18 protein-coding genes and 1 pseudogene are annotated in these 17203 nt (G+C 60.1%); 5 read left to right on the top strand and 14 right to left on the bottom strand.

The window, feature by feature from the left end; translation table 11 throughout:
• Positions 1 to 422, bottom strand: a 422-nt coding sequence (locus tag ACFCU0_RS05610) for an NAD-dependent epimerase/dehydratase family protein (RefSeq protein ID WP_434972683.1), incomplete at its 3' end; no start/stop codon positions are given.
• A 192-nt stretch (positions 423 to 614) separates the two neighbouring features.
• Between ACFCU0_RS05610 and ACFCU0_RS05605 the strand changes: the two genes are divergently transcribed.
• The gene (locus ACFCU0_RS05605) at positions 615 to 1541 is read left to right on the top strand and encodes a LysR family transcriptional regulator (RefSeq protein WP_434972682.1); all 927 of its coding nucleotides are present in this window, start codon (positions 615 to 617) and stop codon (positions 1539 to 1541) included.
• Positions 1542 to 1642: 101 nt separating this feature from the next.
• On the opposite strand, the gene ACFCU0_RS05600 is transcribed toward ACFCU0_RS05605, so the two are convergent.
• The 7 genes from ACFCU0_RS05600 to ACFCU0_RS05570 all read right to left on the bottom strand — a co-directional run bounded on the left by ACFCU0_RS05600 (position 1643) and on the right by ACFCU0_RS05570 (position 6063).
• Positions 1643 to 2212 carry a cysteine hydrolase family protein gene (locus ACFCU0_RS05600; protein ID WP_434972681.1) on the bottom strand — a complete coding sequence of 190 codons (570 nt, stop codon included), beginning with the start codon at positions 2210 to 2212 and terminating at the stop codon, positions 1643 to 1645.
• A 134-nt stretch (positions 2213 to 2346) separates the two neighbouring features.
• Positions 2347 to 2751 (bottom strand): VOC family protein, encoded by a 405-nt coding sequence (locus ACFCU0_RS05595; protein ID WP_434972680.1) that lies wholly within the window; start codon positions 2749 to 2751, stop codon positions 2347 to 2349.
• Positions 2752 to 2874: 123 nt separating this feature from the next.
• Positions 2875 to 3714: an inositol monophosphatase family protein gene (locus ACFCU0_RS05590; protein WP_434972679.1), complete on the bottom strand. Its 840-nt coding sequence runs from the start codon at positions 3712 to 3714 to the stop codon at positions 2875 to 2877.
• Between the two features lie 269 nt (positions 3715 to 3983).
• The gene (locus ACFCU0_RS05585) at positions 3984 to 4424 is read right to left on the bottom strand and encodes a nuclear transport factor 2 family protein (protein WP_434972678.1); all 441 of its coding nucleotides are present in this window, start codon (positions 4422 to 4424) and stop codon (positions 3984 to 3986) included.
• A gap of 53 nt (positions 4425 to 4477) precedes the next feature.
• Positions 4478 to 4924: a hypothetical protein gene (locus ACFCU0_RS05580; protein ID WP_434972677.1), complete on the bottom strand. Its 447-nt coding sequence runs from the start codon at positions 4922 to 4924 to the stop codon at positions 4478 to 4480.
• Positions 4925 to 5122: 198 nt separating this feature from the next.
• Positions 5123 to 5590 carry a GNAT family N-acetyltransferase gene (locus ACFCU0_RS05575; protein ID WP_434972676.1) on the bottom strand — a complete coding sequence of 156 codons (468 nt, stop codon included), beginning with the start codon at positions 5588 to 5590 and terminating at the stop codon, positions 5123 to 5125.
• Between the two features lie 53 nt (positions 5591 to 5643).
• Entirely contained in the window at positions 5644 to 6063 is a 420-nt protein-coding gene (locus ACFCU0_RS05570; protein WP_434972675.1) for a rhodanese-like domain-containing protein, read from the bottom strand.
• Positions 6064 to 6265: 202 nt separating this feature from the next.
• On the opposite strand from ACFCU0_RS05570, the gene ACFCU0_RS05565 reads away from it, so the two are divergent.
• The 4 genes and pseudogenes from ACFCU0_RS05565 to ACFCU0_RS05550 all read left to right on the top strand — a co-directional run bounded on the left by ACFCU0_RS05565 (position 6266) and on the right by ACFCU0_RS05550 (position 9099).
• Positions 6266 to 7201, top strand: a complete 936-nt coding sequence (locus ACFCU0_RS05565) for a LysR family transcriptional regulator (protein ID WP_434972674.1) — start codon at positions 6266 to 6268, stop codon at positions 7199 to 7201.
• A gap of 250 nt (positions 7202 to 7451) precedes the next feature.
• On the top strand, positions 7452 to 8468 hold the full coding sequence (locus ACFCU0_RS05560) for a zinc-dependent alcohol dehydrogenase family protein (protein WP_434972673.1): 1017 nt from the start codon (positions 7452 to 7454) through the stop codon (positions 8466 to 8468).
• 129 nt (positions 8469 to 8597) lie between these two features.
• Positions 8598 to 8780, top strand: a pseudogene (locus ACFCU0_RS05555) (enoyl-CoA hydratase-related protein); the annotation flags it as partial.
• An 85-nt stretch (positions 8781 to 8865) separates the two neighbouring features.
• Positions 8866 to 9099 (top strand): enoyl-CoA hydratase/isomerase family protein, encoded by a 234-nt coding sequence (locus ACFCU0_RS05550; RefSeq protein WP_434972672.1) that lies wholly within the window; start codon positions 8866 to 8868, stop codon positions 9097 to 9099.
• Between the two features lie 325 nt (positions 9100 to 9424).
• Here the strand turns inward: ACFCU0_RS05550 and ACFCU0_RS05545 are convergent, their stop codons facing one another.
• The 6 genes from ACFCU0_RS05545 to fabF form a co-directional block, all read right to left on the bottom strand.
• Positions 9425 to 10300, bottom strand: coding sequence for a LysR family transcriptional regulator (locus tag ACFCU0_RS05545; protein ID WP_434972671.1), 876 nt, complete (start codon positions 10298 to 10300; stop codon positions 9425 to 9427).
• 354 nt (positions 10301 to 10654) lie between these two features.
• A complete protein-coding gene (locus ACFCU0_RS05540; RefSeq protein WP_434972670.1) occupies positions 10655 to 12106 on the bottom strand; it encodes a glycoside hydrolase family 13 protein in 1452 nt (483 codons plus the stop codon).
• 60 nt (positions 12107 to 12166) lie between these two features.
• Complete coding sequence (locus tag ACFCU0_RS05535) at positions 12167 to 12823, bottom strand: alpha/beta hydrolase (protein ID WP_434972669.1); 657 nt, start codon at positions 12821 to 12823, stop codon at positions 12167 to 12169.
• Between the two features lie 123 nt (positions 12824 to 12946).
• Complete coding sequence (locus tag ACFCU0_RS05530) at positions 12947 to 13930, bottom strand: ring-cleaving dioxygenase (protein ID WP_434972668.1); 984 nt, start codon at positions 13928 to 13930, stop codon at positions 12947 to 12949.
• A gap of 217 nt (positions 13931 to 14147) precedes the next feature.
• Positions 14148 to 14519 (bottom strand): hotdog fold thioesterase, encoded by a 372-nt coding sequence (locus tag ACFCU0_RS05525; protein ID WP_434972684.1) that lies wholly within the window; start codon positions 14517 to 14519, stop codon positions 14148 to 14150.
• Positions 14520 to 14660: 141 nt separating this feature from the next.
• On the bottom strand, positions 14661 to 15935 hold the full coding sequence (gene fabF / locus ACFCU0_RS05520) for a beta-ketoacyl-ACP synthase II (RefSeq protein WP_434972667.1): 1275 nt from the start codon (positions 15933 to 15935) through the stop codon (positions 14661 to 14663).
• Between the last annotated feature and the right edge of the window lie 1268 nt (positions 15936 to 17203).

The following is a 17203-nucleotide window of genomic DNA, read 5'->3' as shown; positions in this document are numbered from 1 at the left end:
TGCGGAGGCATGTGCCGCGGGTCATCCTCCCGGGCGGGCGTCTTGAATGGCCCAAGATGCGCCCCGTACACTTTGAGCCCTTGATAATGCACAATCCGCTGAAGTCGCGGGCAGTGCTGGTCGAGGGCTGCGACGAGGTTTTTGAGCATCTTCAGGTTCGGAGCCACCTCATCCGAGAGCGTCGACCGCGGCTGATACGCAGCAAAGAATACGTGCGTCGTCTCCGGAACGGCAGCGAGCGCAACGTCACAGTCCTCGGGGTCCATGAGATCGACCGTTAGGTACTCGAAGTCACCCTCGAATTTCGGGGGCGTGCGCGAGCATCCCGTGACCCTCCACCCGTCTTCCTCAGCGAGCCCGTGCAGGATCCCGCGTCCGATAATCCCTCGGGCCCCGACGACGAGCGCATGTTGGGTTGACATATGCAGTTGATGATTGGGGCAGAATTCGTGAAAACGGGCACCGCCAGATCAAAGCTTTCCCGTACGGCGCGTCGCCGGATCGCGACGGGCACGCCCTTGCCGACGGACCATTTCTCCAACCTGACCGTCTCTCTATCAGATCCATAGATTCTATTGAGAAAAGGTATTAGAAAAACCGAACGCTACACGACGATGCTGGACGTTCCAGAGCTACAGCTTGTGCAGGCTATTCATGAAGAAGGAACGCTGACGGGTGCTGCGCAGCGGCTTTACCGGTCGCAGTCCGCGCTCAGTCAGCGCTTACAGGGTGCCGAAGACAAGCTGGGGGCGGAGCTCTTCAAACGAGGGGGACGTGAGATGACCCTGACACCCGTCGGAGAGCGGATTCTTCAGACGGCCACGAAGGTGCTTTCGGAGCTTGAACGCGCCGAGGCAGACGCCGAGCAGATTGCAGAAGGGCGCATGGGGCGGCTTCGCCTTGCCACACAGTGCTATGCGTGTTACCACTGGTTCCCGTCCCTGCTGAAAGCCTATCGCGCACGCTTCCCTGCTGTGGACGTTCGCATTGTCGCTGAGGCCACGCCCGATCCGCTATCAGCCCTTCACGAAGAGAGTATCGATATTGCCGTCGTAACGAAGTCCTGCGAGCAAGTCCCTGATGTTCAGGCTTTTCCTCTCTTCGACGATGAGATGATCGCCCTCGTCCACACGGATCACCCCTGGGGGAATCAGGATTTTGTCGATGCACCGGATTTTGCCGATCAGCATGTCCTGCTCAGCACGCAGGATCCAACGGAGAGCCTTCTCTACAAGAGGGTGCTCCTGCCGGCGGATCTCAGACCGAAGGAGGTAACGACCCTCCCCCTCGCCACCAGCGCGGCCGTTGAGCTCGCGAAGGCGCGGATGGGGGTGGCCATTATCGAGCGCTGGGCGGCCTCGTCGTTCACCCAGGACACCCATTCACTATCTGCCGTTCAGATCACGAGCGGCGGGCTCTGGCGCACGTGGTACGCCGCCACGACGAAAAACGCAGACGCTCCTCACTACCTGAGCGCATTTATCGAGGAGCTCGCGGCGGTCGATGTTTTCAACGGCTACGCGGCTCCCGTTCCCTCGTAGCAATCGAGGCGTTTCCAAGCACATCCGCGAGTCTGTGCAGAAGCGCCTTGCCTCCGCCTCTGCCTGGGACGAGGGAGCCGCATTCATGGCTCGCTCAAGCATTAGGGGGTTGCTGAGCGCATTGCCGTGAGCATCGCTTCCGTGTCGAGCACAGCGCCGAACTCATCGTGCAAACTGGCTAGCGCGGCCGCGTGGATCGTCTCCGCGTCGAAGTGCCGCCCGCGGTGGTCGGTGTGATCGAACGCCGCCGTCGCATCGTCGACGACGACCACGCCAAACCCCAGATTGGCAGCCATGCGCGCCGTCGTCGAGACGCAGTGGTTCGTCGTGAGCCCGACGATCACCACCGTGCCGATCTCCCGAGCTTCGAGCTGGGTCTGTAAGTCCGTGCCAATGAAGGCGCTGTTGACGCGCTTCTGTATGAGCAGGTCGCCCTCGCGCGGTTGTACCTCCGCGCGGAGTTGCACGCCGGGCTGGCCGGGCCGCAGGGGCGAGTCCGGCTCCGTCGAGAGGTGCTGGACGCAAACAACGAGACCATCCTGGTCTCGCCAGGCTTTCAGGAGCCGTGCAATGTTTTTCTCCGCATTCTGGTTGTTGCGCGCGCCCCACGAAGGGTCCTCAAACCCTTGTTGTACATCGATGATGAGAAGAGCGGTGCGCTTGGGATGCATGACGTTTGCCATCGGTCTCGGTCGAGCGGTCTGTGCTTGCGATGCGGGGGTGTGGGAGGGCTGAGGTGTGGGAAAGCAGCAGAATAATCAACGCACAACCCGTAACCTCGGGCGCAACGCCCCAGACTGAGGGGTTAGTTCTCGACGAGCGGGAAATATGGATTCCACGCGATCTCCCACAGGTACTCATCGGGATCAGCGAAGTACCCGGAGTAGCCGCCCCAGCTTTTTTCTTCGGGCGGCTTGACGCACCGTGCGCCCGCTGCCATGGCCTGCTCCATGAGCGCGTCTACGGCGTCGCGGCTCCGCACGATGTGAGCCAGGGTGACGCCCGAGAACCCACTCCCCCGCGGCGGCACGCCGGCGTCTTCGGCCAGTGCGTCTCTGGGAAAGAGCGCGAGCCACGTCGCCGATGTTTCGAAGAACGCGATGTCGCCGTCCCATTCGTAGCGGGGTAGCTCCAACCCGTCTTGGTAGAAATCGACCGCGCGCTGAAGGTCCGAGACGCCGAGGGTGATGATGCTGATGCGAGGTTCCATATGCGGTCAGCGTCTGGGTATTTGATAGTATCTGAGTATATGAACAAAGGGAAAGCATCTCATGTCTCGCACCAACGAATTCTGGTACCATCCGTCCCTCGTCCAGAGCAATGATCGCCGACGTCAACATCCACCGTTGCTCCACTGCGTGTGCGCAGCTTCAGGAGAGAGCGTGTCGAGGAGTTGCTCGTGAAGCTGTGGATGCCCGGCGGTTACGAGGCTCCCTGCGAAGACGACGTGGGCTGTGTCGCCGCTGATCGTGGAGGCAACCCCTCCTGCTTCGCGAATGCAAGGTATGAGAGCGGCCGTATCCCACGGCGCCATGATGGTGTCAACGGCGGCGTGGATCTTCCCCTGCGCAACCATCATGTGCTGGATGCAGTCGCCAATGAAGCGAAACTTCTTCGCTGTGCGAATGACGGGGCTGAGATGAACGGGCACGTGGCCTTCGACCGGTTCAATCTCGCTGTTGTGGACGCCTGCGGATGAGACGAACGCTTCGGAGAGGCGCAAAACGCTGTCGTCGACGCGGATCCGGGTTCGCTCCTCTTCGCCCGGCTGATACCAGCACCCGGCGCCGGAGGAAGCGTACACGGTCTCGCTCGTCATCGGGAGGTGGATGACGCCGAGTACCGGTTCGCCCTCTTCCAGCAAGGCGACGAGCGTACCGAACCGAGGAAGACCGAGCGCAAACCAGGTCGTGCCGTCGATGGGGTCGAGAACCCATTGCCAACGGCTTTCCGGGTTGACGTCGTCTCCTTCTTCGCCAATGATGCCGTGGCTTGGGTACTGCTTTCGAATCACCGCACGCATCGCCCTCTCGGCCGCCCGGTCAGCCGCTGTGACTTCGGTCCCGTCCGCTTTGTGCTCTACAGCGACAGACTGAAAGCGAGGGAGAATCTCGCGCTCAGCGATCCGGGTGAGCTCAAGCGCTAGCGTGAGGTGATCGTCATAGTTCGACATAGACGCTCAGTAGACAGACAAATGCTGATGGTACAAGCGAAACCCGGTCGACGATGCTGCCGACGGAGACAGAGTTCGTTCCTGCTACAATAGCACCATGAAGGACAGACAAGGGTTTTTCCCGGTCCGCGAACGCCTCCACTCTGTTTCGACGGTAAGGGTGGGCGATGTACAGATTCCAATCCAGATCCCGTTCCGTTTGTACCGACCCACACAGTGTGCATGAAGCAGGGATTGGTTGGACGCTGTTTCTAGCACGGTATGGACGCTCACATCGCCGACCGTGCAAATACGTCTATGCGTTCCTTGTCCGAACTGGTGTAGTCGGGGTCGACGTAAATGAACACGCGGGAAATCAGCTTACCGTCAAACTCGAACACGTTGCAGAACCGCCCTTCCGATATACGACGATCCGGCCACTCTACACCGTCTCGTGTTACGCCACGTTCGGTGCCCTCCACGACGACGTGGTTCCCCGAGATGATGTAGTTGAATGCGTCGATGTCATGCTCGATACATGTCAAGTAGTCGCCCATGATTTTGGAAAACGCAACCATGTCCTCCTTGCCATAACCGACACCGAACTTCGGGAAGAACATTTCCACGTCATCGGTGAAGAGGTCTATGAGGGTTGGGTCTCGGTCGTCCACCCTCCGAAAGTACGACTCGACGATGCGCAGTCGCTCTCTCGTGTTTGCGTCTGTGCTCATCACTTTTCTGCCATCTGCTTTTTTGTAGTGTACCAGCGCTGACTTCGAGTGGATCAGCCCTTGTCATTAGCAGCCGATGGATGGTGTTTAGGCGTGATCACTTGACCCTGCCAGGCGAGTCGAAGGAGCCATAGACCTACAATCACGTCAACCGTGCCACAGAACGGAGGCCACCATACGGGCACGGCCGCGTTCTGAATCATGGCGTTGTGCGCGAGGTCGAATAGCCCATGTGCCATGAGACCGCTGGCGATGAGTATAGAGCCTACGTGCTCACCCTGCCACCGAACGCCGAGGATGGCTACTCCCATAAACCCGGCGGCGATCGCGCTTTCTGCAACGATGATGGCCGGGCGCCCTGTCATGACGCCGAACAGCACATAGACGAGCGCGATAACGATAAGTAAGCTACTGTAAAAGGGCAGGAAACGCCCCTGCCGTGTCACGTAGCCGAGGAACAGAATGCCGATGCCACCGATGCCTCCAGCTAAGTACGCCATCATCTCATGGGGTTGCTGCGTCGATAAAGGGCGACGCGCCATTCTGCAGGACATAGATGGTCGTTCGTTCGAATGACTGCAATATCCCTGCTGAATCAGCCCCCATCCAGTGGCAATTGAGTCCGGATCGACCGGCACAGTGCCGGGGCTACGGATAGGGGTCGTCCGTTGCCGCCGATGCCACGCGCGGGCATGACGCTACGAGCGGCCGTCAATCGCCAGTCGATAGCGTACTTTCTCCGCCCCCGTGGCGCCCAGACGGTCGTAGAAGGTCATGGCGCGCGAATTGAAGACGGGCGTCTGCCACTCTACCGCTTGGCATCCCCTCTTTCGCGCCTCGGCGATGATGCGCCCCACGAGCTCTGACCCGATGCCCCGACCCCGCACATCGGCGTCCAGATACAGGCAGTCCATGAATAGATACGTCGCCGCGTTCCACGTCGACCACTGCACCGTGTAGGTCGCGTACCCGACCAGGCCTTCTGGGCCCTCGACCACGAAGGCAAAGAGCCGAGCGGGGTCGCCGAAGAGCAGTTCGCCGAGCAAGTCCTCCTTACCATCTCGATGATACGGCGCTCGCTCATACGCTGCATGGGCCGCGCAGAGGTCTACGAGCGATACAATGTCGGAGCGGCGGGCCGTGCGGATGGGATGCGATCGAGGCATTCGGAGGGCGTTTCATTCGTTGCGGCATGGGCACAGGACCGTCGCGCGGACAATTAGACGTCGCCGCCCCGCTCGACCGGATGGCGCTCGCGGTCTTCCCAGTACTCAATGCCGCCAATCATCTCTTTGACGGGGTATCCCATCGCGGATAGCTTCATGGCCGCTTTCGTCGCGCCGTTACACCCTGGCCCCCAGCAGTACACCACGAACAGCGTGTCCTCTGGATACTCGTCCATGCGGCGCTCAGTGATCTGTCCTACGGGAATATTAATCGCCCCGACGGCATGGCTCCTCTTGTAATCGGAGGCGCTCCGTACGTCAACGAGCGCGAAGTCGTCGACGCCATGGGCCATGTCGGCATACACGTCGGCAGGGTCTGTCTCGTAGCATAGTTTGCTCTTGAAGTGCTGGTGCGCGTCCGCCCTTTCGGCAGGCGCTGTGGCGGTGACGCATGGTTTAAAGGTCACATTCATGGCCGTCTCTTTACTAGAATGAAGAATCTCATCGGGTTCGATCCATCGAAAGCATATCTGCCTCGTCGCCAAATTGCCATGTGTATTTTCCAAACGTCCGGTTTGAGAACGCCACATGCGACCCGAGTCTCCAGGCCATATATTTCGTGCCCTATGCTCTCCATAGCATTCCGTCATGATGAAGTAGCACCAGCCCATCGCCATGGAACTGCATCAACTACGCTCCTTCGTCGCAGTCGCTGAAGAAAACAGCGTCACGAAAGCCGCAGAGCGTCTCTATACTACACCTCCGTCGGTAAGCGTACACGTCAAGACGTTAGAGGAGGAACTCGATGTTCAGCTCTTTGAGCGCACCCCGAAGGGGATGGTCCTCACTGCTCGTGGCGAGCTGCTCCTCACGAAAGCCCAGCGTATCTTGCAGGCAAAGCGTGACCTCGTCAATCACGCCACAGAGATGCAAGACCACCTGATGGGGACGCTTTCCGTTGGCATAAATGCCACCTCCGGGTTTCTGCGGATCCCCAGCACGTTGGAGATCCTTCAAACACAAGCCCCCGGCATCCATCTTGATCTCAGGTCGGCAAGTACAGGCTCTATTCTACCGGCGTTACAGTCCGGGGCGTTAGATGCTGGATTCGCCTTTGGTCCAGTCTCGGAAAAGAAACCAATCGCGACCCATCGCCTGAGCAAGGTCCCCCTTTCCATCGTGGCCCCGGCCTCATGGCGAGACCGGGTCCAGGGCGTCGGGTGGGCAGCCCTCGCTCAACTCCCATGGATCGACTCGGGGACAGACTGTCCGTTTCAAGCCATCGTCAACGACCTTTTTCGTGAACGTGGGCTAGAATACAAGCGCACCGCGTCTACACATGATGAGTCGACACGGAGCGACCTGGTCGCCGCCGGTATGGGCCTCTCGCTCATGATTCGCGATGAGATCTCGCACCGTCCAGCGGAGGAAGAAGAACGCGCGACAGGAGCTGCAGCTAATATCGTTCTCGTAAACGTAGCGCGCGAGGAGCACGAGCCCATTACGACCTCCCTCTCCATTGTCCATGCGGAGTCACGCCTGGGTGATCCCCTCTTAGAGGCGCTCGTCGATGCTGTCGTCGCTGTTTGGTCATCGTCGCCCAAATGCTAATGTAGGAGAGGCGTTCGTACTTTCTCATTCCAGCATACTCGAACGCTTGAGATTAGGCGGGACAGGAAACGAGGGACGCAGAAGCCCTCAAGAACCCAACAGCCTCCGTCCTCCCCGCAGTCCCTTCTTCTTTTCGCGGAGGCCATACTGTGTCTCTTGGTTTTCGACGATCTGTATCTTGTATGGACCTGGGCCGAAGACGAACATCAGAGTGTTGATCCGTAGACGCGTTTTCAACCCTCTCCATTCCATGCGTTCTCTCGTTTTAGAAGGCGATTTCGGTATTGACCAACTCTCATTTTCCGAGACCGATGCGCCGACCCTCGATGCAGACCGTATTCTTGTTCGAATGAAGGCAGCAGCCGTTAACTACGTCGACTTGCTCCTCGTGAACGGCGAGCTGAATCCCCACATCAAGCCTCCCTTTGTTCCGCTCTCGGACGGGGCTGGGATCGTGGAGGCGGTCGGGGACAATGTCAACCACTTTGCCGCGGGTGATCGTATCGTCACGACGTACATCCCCAAATGGGTTGCAGGTCGATATACGGCTGAGAATGGAGATTTTACGACACGACCGGGATCCAACTTCAAGCCGGGTCAGCTTGTCGAACAAAAGACGTTGAACCCTCGGGATGTCATTAAGCTGCCTAAATCAGTACGTCTGCGTGAGGCGGCTACCCTTCCTATTGCTGGAGTTACAGCGTGGAATGCGCTTCGCTATCCTAATGTCAAACCGGGAGAGACCGTCTTATTACACGGCACGGGGGGCGTCGCTATCTTTGCCCTGCAGTTTGCAAAGGCCCACGGTGCCCGCGTCATCATCACCTCCAGTAGTGACGAAAAACTGGCTACGGCCCGCGACCTTGGAGCCGATCACGGCATCAACTACGCCACGAGTCCGGACTGGACCGCGGATGTGCTCGAATACACCGACGGCACCGGGGTTGATGTTGTCGTCGAAACCGTCGGAGGCGACAATCTCAACAACAGCCTCGAGGTACTTCGCCCCAACGGGCACATTTCGATCGTCGGTTTCCTGTCGGGCCGTCAGAGCTCGATCGACCTCGTCACCCTCAACCTGAAGCGTGCCACGCTCCACGGGCTGAGCGTGGGAAACCGGCAGGATTTTGAGGAGATGCTTCACGCCATCGACCACCAGGCGATTCGACCGGTCATTGACCGCGTTTTTCCCTTCAGCGAGGCAGCAGAAGCCTTCCGATACGTCGAATCTGCTCAGCATGTGGGCAAAGTCGTGATCGAACTGTAGGCCGAAATATCCCCGTCTACACCATCACCAACAGAGATCCCGCGTATGTCTTAGCTCGTCAAGTCTGATGTACGAGGGCCGGTTGCCTGGCTATCATTGATCCGGCCTGAATTGCACAATGCTCTACATATGGACATCCTCAATGCCCTCGCGGAGACCCTTCGATGGGCCGAACAGGGGGAGGAGATACGAGCTGTCGTACTCACTGGAGAAGGCCAGGCGTTTTCGGCTGGCGCAGATGTTCACGTCTTACCCCATGCCTCCCCAGAGAAGGTACGCCGGCTTGCCGAGAAAGCCGTCGCCGTCACGCGACCCCTGGAGTCAATGGGCTGTATCACGGTGGCCGCACTGAATAGAGACACCCTGGGGGGGCGGTCTCGAACGGGCCGAGGCCTGCATGCTTCGCGTGGCTGTAGAAGGCGCTCGCCTGGGTCATCCCGAGATGCGCAGTGGTGCAGTCGCCGGATTTGGAGGAGCAACACGACTGCCTCAGCTCATAGGCTTAACGCGTGCAACCGAACTCCTCCTCACAGGGGATCTGGTGTCCGCCCGTGAGGCTGAACCAATCGGGCTCATCAACCGGGTCGTGAAACGCGAGGACCGTCGCCCTGAAGTGGAAAACCTGATCTAACGCATTCTGGATCAGGCACCGACCGCCGTTTCCTTGACCTGGGAAGCCCTTCATCGGGGCCTCTCTCTGACAAAGGATGCGTCTACCCAGCTTGGCGCCGATCTGTTTGGGCTTGCAGCAACGTCAATCGACTTTTGAGAAGGCACCTTGTCGTTTCTGGAAAAGCGCTCGCCTGACTTCGATCACCCCGCGAACGCATCGTCCTCGTAGGCGCCCTGATGTAGACACCCTGTTGTACATGCTATGTAGCCAGCGCCCTACAAGCATCTGCTGAGAGACAGGGATACCATGAGCCAGAGAACACAGCCGGCTCGACTCCCATGATTCAGATCCATGTATCGGCAACAGCGGCTCTGAGATGCTCGATGGAAGGATCGTTGGCCCGTGATCGAAGATATACAAGTCCCAGCGGGCATGTCTTCTCTTCAACCTCCGCGATGCATACACCGTTTACACGACCCGCGCGATCTCGCAGCATCATGGACGCTCCAAATCCTGCTGTAACGAACGAGGCTCGGACGGACGCATCCGGAGCCTGTAGGGTAGATGCATACTTGAGGCCCATCGATCGAAACCTCTTATCGGCCAGGGTTTGGAGCATGCAGTCCGGTCCAGCGTGGATCCATGGCTTGTCTGCTAGGGCTGCCCAAATGGATGTGTCGCTGCTCTGGAGTAGATCTTCCCACCCTGAAGGGATGATAACAGCCGTGTCCATGAGCGTGATGCCCACAAGATCAAGACGGCGAGGCACAGCATCCGCAAGGACGAATCCAGCATCTAAGTCATAGTCTAATAGTGCCGTGATGATCTGGGAGGTATGCATCCTCCTCGGATGAATCGACGTTCGTGAATTTGTGTCATGCACGCTTGATGTTATCTCGGATAGACGCAGATCCGCCGGCGACGTACAAATGCCTATGCGAAGCGTATCGAAAACATCCTCCTCTAGCACGGCAGCCTTCTTCTCAAGCACGTGAACGGACTCCAACACATCGATCGCATGCGAGACAAGCAGTCTCCCTTTCGGCGTCAACTGCATTCCTGACCGCTTTCGTTCGAATAAGTCAACACGCATCTCGGCTTCCAGATCATTGATGTGTTGACTGATTGCTGCTGGCGTAATCTCTAACTTCTTTGCCGCATCGACTGACTTTTGGGTTTCGGCAACAGCGACAAACGAACGGAGGCGGAAGAGCTTCATCGCGCAGTATATTCCGTGTAAGACCGACAGATGACGTGCTGTTAACCTACGTCGACGACCCGGAATAAAAACGATGCAGAGCTGTAAAATATAGGCAGCACAGTTTATCTGGTCCTCCAAGCAACGCCCGTCATCGACCAAGACCGATGCACGTCACACGGCTGCTCTCGTTCTCCTCACGATGATTCATGCTTCCCCCCACTGCCCCCGTCCGGATGCCGTGCTGCGCGCGTGGTCTGTTCGGTCGGTCAACCGGAGTCGGTAAACGGGAATTAGTCAACGGCAAGAAGATGCAGCCAATGAACGGAGGAGGAGAATCTCGACCCGCCAGTTCAACCGCTGGCCCCAGAACGCCTACACCCAGATTCGTGCAGACCGGGGAGGCAGCGTCGTGGTGACTCTGCCGGCGTTCAGATCAACGGAGGTGCCATCGTCTGGCCACGCAGAGGTGTAGCGAAGAGCAGGGACATCCATCTCTTCGGCGTCGAGGTGAACCAAAGCATCGGAGGAACCGGCATTGAAGAGACAAATAGCGGTGTCGCGGCCGAGGGAACGGCGAAACCCGACCACGGCATCCTCGGCGTAGAACACGTCAAAGCTGCCGGTCCGGAGCACCTCGTGCTGATGCCGAAGCGCGGTCGCCTGCCGGTAGTGGTCCAGCAGGTCGTCGTCCCAGGCGTTGGGCTCGTCCCAGGGGAAGGCCTCGCGGCAGTGCGGGTCGTCGCCGGCCGACATCCCGATCTCGTCGCCGTAATATACGCACGGTGCACCCGGAACGGTCATCTGAAACAGGACGGACAGCCGAAGCGCGTCGGTATCCTCCCCGACAATCCAGAGCGCACGCCCCATGTCGTGACTGTCGAGGAGGTTGAGCTGTGCCTGCGTGATTTCCCAGTCGTACATCTCGAACACGTCCTGGATCGTGTCGCCAAATTCCGGCGCGTCCAGTGGTTCGAACGTGAGGTGCGTCTTGTGATACTCGCGGAGCGTGTCGCGCCCGAAGAAGCTGAGGGTGGGCCAGAGGAAGGGGTAGTTCATCACAGCATCGAACTGATCCCCCTGCAGCCAGTCGTGCGCTTCGTGCCAGATCTCTCCGACAATGTAGGCCTCGGGATCTGCGTCCTTGACCACGTCCCGAAACTCCCGCCAGAAGTCAGGGTCGTCGATTTCGTTCGGGACGTCCAGTCGCCACCCGTCGATGCCGAACTCGACCCATTTCCGCGCGATGCGCATGATGTAGGCGCGCACCTCGTCGTTGTCGGTGTTCAGTTCGGGTAGCGCCGGGAGGTCCGCCCAGGCGTCGTAGTTGTGCGGCGTTTCGGCGTCCGGGGCGTATGGGTTGAGCGGCCAGTCGTGAATGTTAAACCACTCGATGTAGGGAGAATTGCCACCGTTCTCCAGGACGTGATGAAACGGCCAGAAGCCCCGGCTCGCGTGGTTGAAGACGCCGTCGAGGACCACCCGGATGCTTCGGTCGTGCGCGGCATCGAGCAACGCCCGGAGCGCCTCGTTACCGCCCAGCAACGGGTCCACCTGCTCGTAGTCGTACGTATGATACCGGTGGTTCGCGGCCGACGCGAAGATCGGGTTCAGGTACAGGGCGGTGACGCCGAGCTGCTGCAGGTAGTCGAGTCGCTCGACGATTCCGTAGAGGTCTCCACCCTGAAACCCCTGCTCTTCCGGCGGCGCCCCCCATGGTTTGAGGGTCAGTCCATTTTTCGTCGGAACGCGACCGCTTCGTGCGAAGCGATCCGGAAAGATCTGGTAGAATACTGCGTGCTTGACCCAGTCAGGTGTCGAAATCATCGCGGCAGGGGAGTCCAGAGCGATCCGTAGAGGAAGATCTGCAGGTCGTGCCACCGAAGGTCATGCGAGAGCCGACACGAGGGTGGTCAGCATCTCTCGGACGGCGCGAAGCTCGTCATCGTTCGTGGTGTGCCCCATCCCCGGGTAGATACGCCGATCGACATCCGCGCCCATCTCACGAAGCACCTCGGCCGTTTCCTGCACCCGCTCGAGCGGAATGTGCGGGTCTTGGTCACTGCATCCCAGGAAAGCGGGCGTGCCCTCAAGATCGCCGTCGTGGGACAGGGGCTCATCCTCCGGTCCGATCAGTCCGCCGGAGAGTGCGACAACTCCTCCATACCGCTCGGCATGACGGGCGGCATACTCGCACGCAAGGCAGGCGCCCTGCGAGAAGCCGAGCAGGACGATTCGGTTTCGGGCAATGCCCGCGTCTTCGATCGTCTGAATGAGTTCGTCCATCGCATTCAGAGCGGACGTCAGGTACGGCTCGTTCTTCTCCATCGGAGCAAGAAACGACTGCGGATACCACGTGCGGTGCGATGCCTGCGGGGCGAGACATGCGACCCCGTCGGGCGCGACGGCACCGGCCAGCCGCAAGATGCTCTGCGCCGTCGCCCCGCGACCATGGATCAGGATCATCACGGCAGATGCTTCATCCAGCGGCGTACCGGTGCTGTAGACCTGCTGATCGGCGTGTGGATCGGTCGCGTCGGGCATGGGGAGCGAGGAGAAAGGGAGAGTGGGAGAGCGGGAGAGTGGGAGAGGGGGGAGAATCCGACACTCTACCTACAACTTATGACGATCATCGCCTCCCCCTGTGCGCACGGTGCACGTTGGCGATTATCCCGTGGTGGGCCGCTGCAGATCTGGCAGCGCGTGCTCAATTTCGTCGCGGCGGGACTCGAACCGGGACGGCAGCTTCAATTCGGAGCCGAGGGTTTCTTCGGATTCGTCGTGCAGGAAGCCCGGAGCGTCGGTGGCAATTTCGAACAGCACGCCGGACGTCCACCGTGGATGGCGAAAGTAGATGGACTGGAAGTACTGCCGGTCTTTGACCTCGGTGACCTGAATCCCCATCGCGCGAAGTTGCTCCTGCCATCGCGCCTGCTCTTCATCGTCGCGAGCCCGAAAGGCCACGTGATGCACCGTTCCCTTGCCCATGCGACCTGGCGAGAGGGATGGTTTCTTTTGCAGATCGACGACCGCCCCGGGGTTCGACGCTTCGCCGCGAGGGGCGCGCAGGCGAATACGATCGTCTTCGGCCCCGTCTCGTTCCCAGCCGAAGACGTCGACGAACAATTCCTCTGTGGCCGGCGCGTCGACCGCCGGTAGCGTCGCTCCGAAAAATCCACGCAGGGCGTGCTCGGCCGGCACGCCGCCGTGGGTCCACGGCTCGGCCGTGCCGCTCGCATCGATCGATTCCGTCTCGTCGGTGGCGACGATTTCGAGGGGGAGCCCGTCCGGCGCCGTCGCGGTCAGCACGTCCGCGTCGAAGCGCTGCGTGCGCTCCCCGACCGTCAGGCCGGCTTCCGTCAGACGCTCCTTCCAGGCATCGAGCGAACCGGCGGGAGCGAGGAATGACGTTGCTGACGCCATGCCTGCTCCCTGCTGTCCGGGAACGGCATTCGCCCAGGGAAAGAAGGTCAGGATCGTCCCCGGACGCCCGGTGCGATCACCAAAATACAGGTGATAGGTGCCCGGGTCGTCGAAGTTGACGGTGGTCTTGACCAGTCGTAGTCCCAGCACGCTCGCATACGTGTCAAGCGTCTCCTGCGCCGGACCGGAGATGGCCGTGATGTGGTGAATACCGGGAAGCGAAGCCATGAGCGGACCGGATGTGGTGTGAGGTGTGGGGTTTGGGGTGTGGGGTTTCAGGGTGAGCGAGTGCGAGCGGTGGAAGGTCCGACCCATGACTCGCGACCCACAACAAAAAACGAGGGACGTATTGCCCGCAGCCATCCGAACGTCACCAGTCAACATTCACCCTTCACAATTCACCTGTCACAATTCGCCATTCAACATTCGCCATTCACCATTTCCCTCATCCCTTTTTGACGATCGCGAGGGTGCAGCGACTGACGCAGATCAGCTTGTCGTTGTCGCCGGTGATTTCGACCTGCCACACCTGGGTGGAGCGGCCTCGGTGTACGGGCGTAGCCACGGCCGTCACCGTTCCCTCTCGCACCGCGCGGATGTGGTTGGCGTTGATCTCGATCCCCATGGCGACGAACCCGTCCGGGGCCGCGAGGTAGGCACCGACGCTTGCGACGCTCTCTGCCAGCACCACGCTGACGCCGCCGTGCAGGACGCCGAAGGGCTGGTGGTGCTTCTTCGTGACCGGCATGGTCGCGACCACCTTTTCGTCGGACATCTCGACGATCTCGATGTCGAGAAGTTCGGCAGCACCTCCCATGGAATCCGGGATCGGCTTATCGGGAACATCGGCGCGGGCGGCAGCCTGAGCCGCGGGACGGGTCGCATCGTTCGCGTCACTCATCGGGGTAGCGGTGGCGGGTGAAGGAGGAACGGCACAGGGTGAGAGCGAACCACCGCGTTATTCCGCAAACTCGGAGAACGCGATTGTCGTGTTATGCCCGCCAAAGCCAAAGGCATTGTTGAGCGCGACGCGGACCGGACGTTCTTTCGCCTCTCCCAGCGTGTAATCGAGGTCACAGCCCTCGTCCAGGTTTTCGGTGTTGATGGTCGGCGGGACGATGCCGTTCCGGATGGCGAGCACGGAGGCGATGGCTTCCACCGCTCCGGCGGCCCCGAGCAGGTGACCCGTCATACTCTTGGTCGCCGACAGGCTGAGGTTGTACGCGTGATCGCCAAAGACCGTCTTCATCGCATTCGACTCGATCGTGTCGCCCATCGGGGTCGAGGTCGCGTGCATGTTGACGTGGTCGACCGCCTCCGGCTCCGTATCCGCGTCCTCCAGCGCCGCGCGCATGGCGAGCACCGCGCCCCGTCCGTCGGGGTCCGGAGCCGCGTAGTGATAGGCGTCGTTCGACTTGCCGACGCCCGACACCTCGGCATAGATCGGAGCGCCGCGATCGAGGGCGTGCTCGAGCGTCTCGAGGACCAGGGCGCCCGCGCCTTCCGCTGCGACGAATCCGTCCCGGTCTTTGTCGAACGGACGCGAGGCACTCTCCGGATCATCGTTTCGCGTGGACAGCGCCCGCATCGACGCGAAACCACCAACGCAAAGCTCATTGATCGACGCTTCCGTGCCGCCGACCAGCATGGCATCCGCGTGTCCCTGTCGAAGGAGCAGGAGCGCATCGCTGATGGCGTCGTTCCCCGTCGCGCAGGCGCTCACGACGGCGTGGTTCGGGCCGCGCAGGCCGTGCTCCATCGCGATCAGGCCCGGCGCCATATTCGTGATCATCATGGGCACGAAGAAGGGCGAGATGCGCCGAGGACCGTGCTCGTCGAGCGTGCGCACCTGGTCAATGAACAGGTTGGATCCCCCGACGCCCGTCCCGAAGATGGCACCGATGCGATCGCGCTGCGCCTCGTCTAGCTCTGAGGTGTCAAGCTGCGCATCCTCGAACGCCTGCGCCGTGGCCGCCAGCGCGTACTGGCTGAACAGATCCTGACGGCGCGCCTGCTTGGCGTCCATGTACGGCTCCGGGTCGAAGTCCGTCAGCTCGCACGCGATTTTCGTCTTATGCCCCTCCGTGTCGAACTTTGTGATCGGACCCGCGCCGCTCGTTCCGGAAAGGAGTGCGTCCCAGAACGCGTCCGTCGTCAGACCGATCGGGGTGACAGCGCCGAGACCGGTCACGACGACCCGTTGCATGGTGATGGAGCGCGTGGTGGTGGTCATGTGCGACAGAGCCTAATCGTGGAGGAGCGAAGAGAAAAGGGGCGGTCCGGGCAACGGCACCAACGGGTTCGTTAGTGTACCGACCGGAGCGGTTGAGTTCAAGGTACGAGCCTCCGGGTGGGACGTTCGGGCCGGCCGGGCCCTTCCGGTCTGTTCTTTGGTTCTGGCCTTTGGTTCTGACTTTTGGTTCTGGCTGATGTCCTCGGGCAGGAAGCACTTCGCCCTTCGAACTTCGCCCTCGATCCTTCATGGCTCATTTTTTTGAGCGACAAAAAAAACGAGCCGCAAAAAAAATCGCCCGTCATACCGCGCTTCTTCTAGCGCTACGCCTTTCGCCACGGAACGAATTCAAACTCGCCCGCTCTGCGGGCTCAGACAGGAATTCGTTCTGTTCGTGGCTTCGGCTTCGCGCTCGAGACGACGAACCGCGCAAGGCCGGGAGGAACTGCACGCGATTCCTTGCCAAGACGCACAGCGGACCTTCATACATTCATCCCCTCACACCTTCAAGCAGTTTCGGCCCTTGCGAAGATCGGCGCTGCGAGGGGCCGGGAAGCGAAGCGTCCCATCATCTGGATCGGTCGCAGGTTAGCGAAATCGGCCGGCGGGGAAATTCTCCCTGTCTGAAACCTCGAAGCGATACGCCCGATTGTGACTCCCAAGACCGAAGAGAGGTTGAGTTTGGAGAATTTCAGCCAAGCGAATCGGCCCCTCAGCCGATCTTCGGCAGGCCTTGAATTTTTTCCGCCGGTTTTTTGGTCAAGCAAAAAACCGGTACTAAGGCCGGGGAAGGTTCTCCATCCTTGTTGTCTCATTTTTTGCATGGTCAAAAAACGAGACGCAAAAAACCCACCCGGCGGTCCGCGCTTCGTCTAGCGCTTCGCTTTGCGACGCTTAACAAATCGGAACTCGCGAGCACAGCTCGCTCAAACAACGATTTGTTTATTCCGCGTCGTCCGCTTCGCGCTCAAGACGACGAACCGCGCAAGGCCGGGGAAAAGCGACTTCGTAGCGGACCTTCACGCTACGAGTACCTGCGGTTTCGGCCCTTGCGAAGATCGGCGCTGCGAGGGGCCGGGAAGCGGAGCGACCCATCAGCTGGACCGGTCGCAGGTTAGCGAAATCGGTCGGCGGGGAAATTCTCCCTGTCTGAAACCTCGAAGCGATACGCCTGATTGTGACTCCCAAGACCGAAGAGAGGTTGAGTTTGGAGAATTTCAGCCAAGCGAATCGGCCCCTCAGCCGAACTTCGGCAGGCCTTGAAATTT

Origin of the sequence: Longibacter sp. (assembly GCF_051155795.1) — a bacterium.
Taxonomy (GTDB): domain Bacteria; phylum Bacteroidota; class Rhodothermia; order Rhodothermales; family Salinibacteraceae; genus Longibacter.
The sequence above is the reverse complement of the archived record's forward strand: the minus strand, read 5'-3'. Positions and strand labels throughout refer to the sequence as shown.

Bases quoted from the DNA above. Each gene is read 5' to 3' on its own strand.
- ACFCU0_RS05605 (WP_434972682.1), top strand. From the start codon at position 615: ATGCTGGACGTTCCAGAGCTACAGCTTGTGCAGGCTATTCATGAAGAA.
- ACFCU0_RS05535 (WP_434972669.1), bottom strand. From the start codon at position 12,823: ATGCCCGACGCGACCGATCCACACGCCGATCAGCAGGTCTACAGCACC.
- ACFCU0_RS05530 (WP_434972668.1), bottom strand. From the start codon at position 13,930: ATGGCTTCGCTTCCCGGTATTCACCACATCACGGCCATCTCCGGTCCG.
- ACFCU0_RS05550 (WP_434972672.1), top strand. From the start codon at position 8,866: ATGCTTCGCGTGGCTGTAGAAGGCGCTCGCCTGGGTCATCCCGAGATG.
- ACFCU0_RS05565 (WP_434972674.1), top strand. From the start codon at position 6,266: ATGGAACTGCATCAACTACGCTCCTTCGTCGCAGTCGCTGAAGAAAAC.
- ACFCU0_RS05525 (WP_434972684.1), bottom strand. From the start codon at position 14,519: ATGGGAGGTGCTGCCGAACTTCTCGACATCGAGATCGTCGAGATGTCC.
- ACFCU0_RS05585 (WP_434972678.1), bottom strand. From the start codon at position 4,424: ATGAGCACAGACGCAAACACGAGAGAGCGACTGCGCATCGTCGAGTCG.
- ACFCU0_RS05575 (WP_434972676.1), bottom strand. From the start codon at position 5,590: ATGCCTCGATCGCATCCCATCCGCACGGCCCGCCGCTCCGACATTGTA.
- ACFCU0_RS05590 (WP_434972679.1), bottom strand. From the start codon at position 3,714: ATGTCGAACTATGACGATCACCTCACGCTAGCGCTTGAGCTCACCCGG.
- ACFCU0_RS05545 (WP_434972671.1), bottom strand. From the start codon at position 10,300: ATGAAGCTCTTCCGCCTCCGTTCGTTTGTCGCTGTTGCCGAAACCCAA.
- ACFCU0_RS05540 (WP_434972670.1), bottom strand. From the start codon at position 12,106: ATGATTTCGACACCTGACTGGGTCAAGCACGCAGTATTCTACCAGATC.
- ACFCU0_RS05595 (WP_434972680.1), bottom strand. From the start codon at position 2,751: ATGGAACCTCGCATCAGCATCATCACCCTCGGCGTCTCGGACCTTCAG.
- ACFCU0_RS05570 (WP_434972675.1), bottom strand. From the start codon at position 6,063: ATGAATGTGACCTTTAAACCATGCGTCACCGCCACAGCGCCTGCCGAA.
- ACFCU0_RS05600 (WP_434972681.1), bottom strand. From the start codon at position 2,212: ATGCATCCCAAGCGCACCGCTCTTCTCATCATCGATGTACAACAAGGG.
- ACFCU0_RS05560 (WP_434972673.1), top strand. From the start codon at position 7,452: ATGCGTTCTCTCGTTTTAGAAGGCGATTTCGGTATTGACCAACTCTCA.
- ACFCU0_RS05580 (WP_434972677.1), bottom strand. From the start codon at position 4,924: ATGGCGTACTTAGCTGGAGGCATCGGTGGCATCGGCATTCTGTTCCTC.
- fabF (WP_434972667.1), bottom strand. From the start codon at position 15,935: ATGACCACCACCACGCGCTCCATCACCATGCAACGGGTCGTCGTGACC.